The organism is Leisingera sp. F5 (genome assembly GCF_001593695.1).
Genome location: NZ_LUKH01000423.1, coordinates 1 through 2,509 on the forward strand (window position 1 = coordinate 1; position 2,509 = coordinate 2,509).

Annotated in this window: 3 protein-coding genes and 1 pseudogene; all 4 read right to left on the bottom strand. The window is 65.6% G+C overall.

What is annotated here, in order from left to right; all coding sequences use genetic code 11:
* A pseudogene (locus A2I95_RS31290) lies at positions 1 to 449 on the bottom strand (glycosyltransferase); the annotation flags it as partial.
* Positions 446 to 1,033 carry a histidine phosphatase family protein gene (locus A2I95_RS31295; protein ID WP_291736093.1) on the bottom strand — a complete coding sequence of 196 codons (588 nt, stop codon included), beginning with the start codon at positions 1,031 to 1,033 and terminating at the stop codon, positions 446 to 448. The gene A2I95_RS31295 and the pseudogene A2I95_RS31290, both read right to left, overlap by 4 nt.
* A complete protein-coding gene (locus tag A2I95_RS31300) occupies positions 1,030 to 2,118 on the bottom strand; it encodes a glycosyltransferase (RefSeq protein ID WP_291736095.1) in 1,089 nt (362 codons plus the stop codon). The genes A2I95_RS31295 and A2I95_RS31300 overlap by 4 nt, the downstream gene beginning before the upstream one ends.
* A gap of 6 nt (positions 2,119 to 2,124) precedes the next feature.
* Positions 2,125 to 2,509, bottom strand: a 385-nt coding sequence (locus A2I95_RS31305; RefSeq protein ID WP_291736097.1) for a glycosyltransferase, incomplete at its 5' end; no start/stop codon positions are given.

Consider the following 2,509-nt stretch of genomic DNA (forward strand, 5'->3'; position numbering starts at 1 on the left):
TCCGCTTTCCCGGGTTTGGAGGGCGGGGCGAGAATGTCACGGATAGAGGAAAGGATCACGGGCCGCCGGGACAACGAATGGGCGGCGTCAAGCAGCGCCAGAAACTCCTTGCGCAGGGAACGGCGGCCAAAGGGGTACAGCTCGGTAATCAGCACATCGGGCTGCATTTCGTTCAGAGTTGCACGGAGAATATCTTGGCGCCGGATCAAATAGGCCGCATCCGCCAGTGTTCCGTCCTCCGCCAGCAGCCGGGTGAAATTAACCCCGTCAGAGCGCAACGGCGGCAGCTGGATCAACTCGGTCCCGCCTGTGTCAAGCTGCGGGGTGTGGAAGCCGCCTGAAACCACCTGAACCTTGTGGCCGGCAGCGGAGAAGGCGCGCGCGAGCGTCAGCGCACGGGCCAGGTGGCCGGTGCCAAGCAGATGAGTGACGGCAATCAGGACTTTCATGGTGCGCCCTTGCGGATCAGCCGGACCGGTTCGGGCCAAGGCATAAGGGCGGAGCCGCTGATTTCCACCACAAACAGCCGGTTGCGTTTGATGCGGAAGGGCGCGGGGCCGTCGAAATCCCAGCCATGGGCGCGGGCCAGGATCATTCGCATGATGCCGATGTGGCAGACCGCGACTGTGTCCCGTGTCAGGCTGCGCAACCAGGGTTCAATGCGGGTCCAGACCTCTGCCGGGGATTCTCCGCCGGGCGGGCGGTAGTGCCAGCCCCAATCCTCGATATCGCGGAAACCGCTGGCTGGGTCGGTCTTCAGGTCCAGCCCGTGCAGCCCCTCCCAGTCGCCCCAGTTCATTTCGGTCAGTTCCTCTGCGGTGCTAGGTGCGCGGCCTGTGATCAGTTCTGCGGTTTCCGCCGCGCGCATCAGCGGGCTGGACCAAAGACCGGCCTGCTGCCAGTCAGCGGGCAAGGCATAGCCGGGCAGCTCTTCGCGGGCTTGGTCATCCAGCGGGATGTCGCTGCGACCCTGGATGCGGCCGGCGCGGTTCCAGGCGGTGTGGCCATGGCGCAAAAGGGCAAGGCGGATCATGCGCGTGTCTCCATCAGCGGTAAAACAGTTGCCCAGAATTGCCGGGCAGCGGCGGGTGCGAGATGGCGGGAAGATATGAAGTCACGTGCATCCTGGCCAGCTTCGGTGCGGAGCGCGCGGTTTGCAAGCAGGTGTCCGGTAAAGGCTGCGAGAGCCTCCGGGCCGTTTTCCGGCGCCGGGCAGCCAGCGGGCAGCAGCACGTCCCGCACGCCGGGGCGGTCCTGGGCCGCGATGGGTAAACCGTGAGCCTGGGCTTCAAGGTAGACCATGCCAAAGGCTTCATTGACGCCGGGCCAAAGGAACAGGCTGGCGTTGGCATAGGCGGCAGCCAGCTCCATGCGGGAAAGCTGGCCGAGGAAGTGCACTTTGCCGCCGTAAGGCGCCATCAGCGCCTCGACGCCGCCTCGGGCGGGGCCGTCGCCTGCAATGTCCAGCTGCCAATCGCCAGGCAGATGAGAGAGCGTTTCGGAGATGATTTGGTAGGAGGCCAGCTTGTCGCCTTTGCGCATCATGCCGGCCGTCAGCATCGGGCCGTCAAGCGAGGAGGCTTCGGGCAGCTGATCCCGCGGCAGGAAAGGGCGCAGGTGGGCCACTGCCTGAGTACCGCAGCGGTCGCGCTCCAATGCAAAATGGTCCTGTTCCGTGAAATAGAAGATCGCCGCGGCAGCATCGGCAGCGGCATGGGCTGTCTCGGCAAAGCCGCCCCATGGTCCGGTCAGGCGCTTCTTGGCGCGGGTTGACTCGATCTGCACATAGGGAATGCCGCGGGCGCGGGCGACGGCAGGGCCGATCAGATCGGGCGCCTTGTAATAATTGTGATAGCTGACCCAGAGGTCTGTTTCCGGAAGACCGCGGATTAGCCGTTTAACCTCGGCGTCTGCCTGATTGCGCAGACTTGCCTGCAGCGCCGCGTCGCCATGCTTGTCATAGATCCGCAAGTCGGAAACCAGCTGCACATCCGCGCCGCTGCCGCTGAGCAGGCCCATCAGGTTGCGGGCAATCTCGCGGTCGCCGGAGGGCACCGGGTGATGCGGCGGTTTCATCGGTGCGTAGAAGGCAACCCGCGTTCCGGCTCCCGGCTGCATGGCCGGTCAGCTTCCCTGCAGCATGGCATGCAGCCGGCTGGACAGCTGGGCGATGCCGGGATCCATTCCGAAATCACTGCGCAGGCGGGCCAGCGCGGCACCGGCCATATCCGCCAGCCGCTGCGGGTGCCGGGCAGCATAGAGCAGGGTTTCGGCCAGCGCCTCAGGGCCGTCCTCGCTCAGCAGGCCATGGGTGCCATGTGTGATGAACTCGGGGATGGCAGAAACCGGCGTCGACAGGATCGGCAGGGATTGCGAGGCGGCTTCCATCAGCACGTTGGGCAGCCCGTCGCGGTCGCCGTCCGCGGCGACCCGGCTGGGCAGCACAAACAGGTCCGAGCGGCGCATTGCCTCGATTACTTCGGGCTGGTCGCAGGCGCCGCGCCAGGTG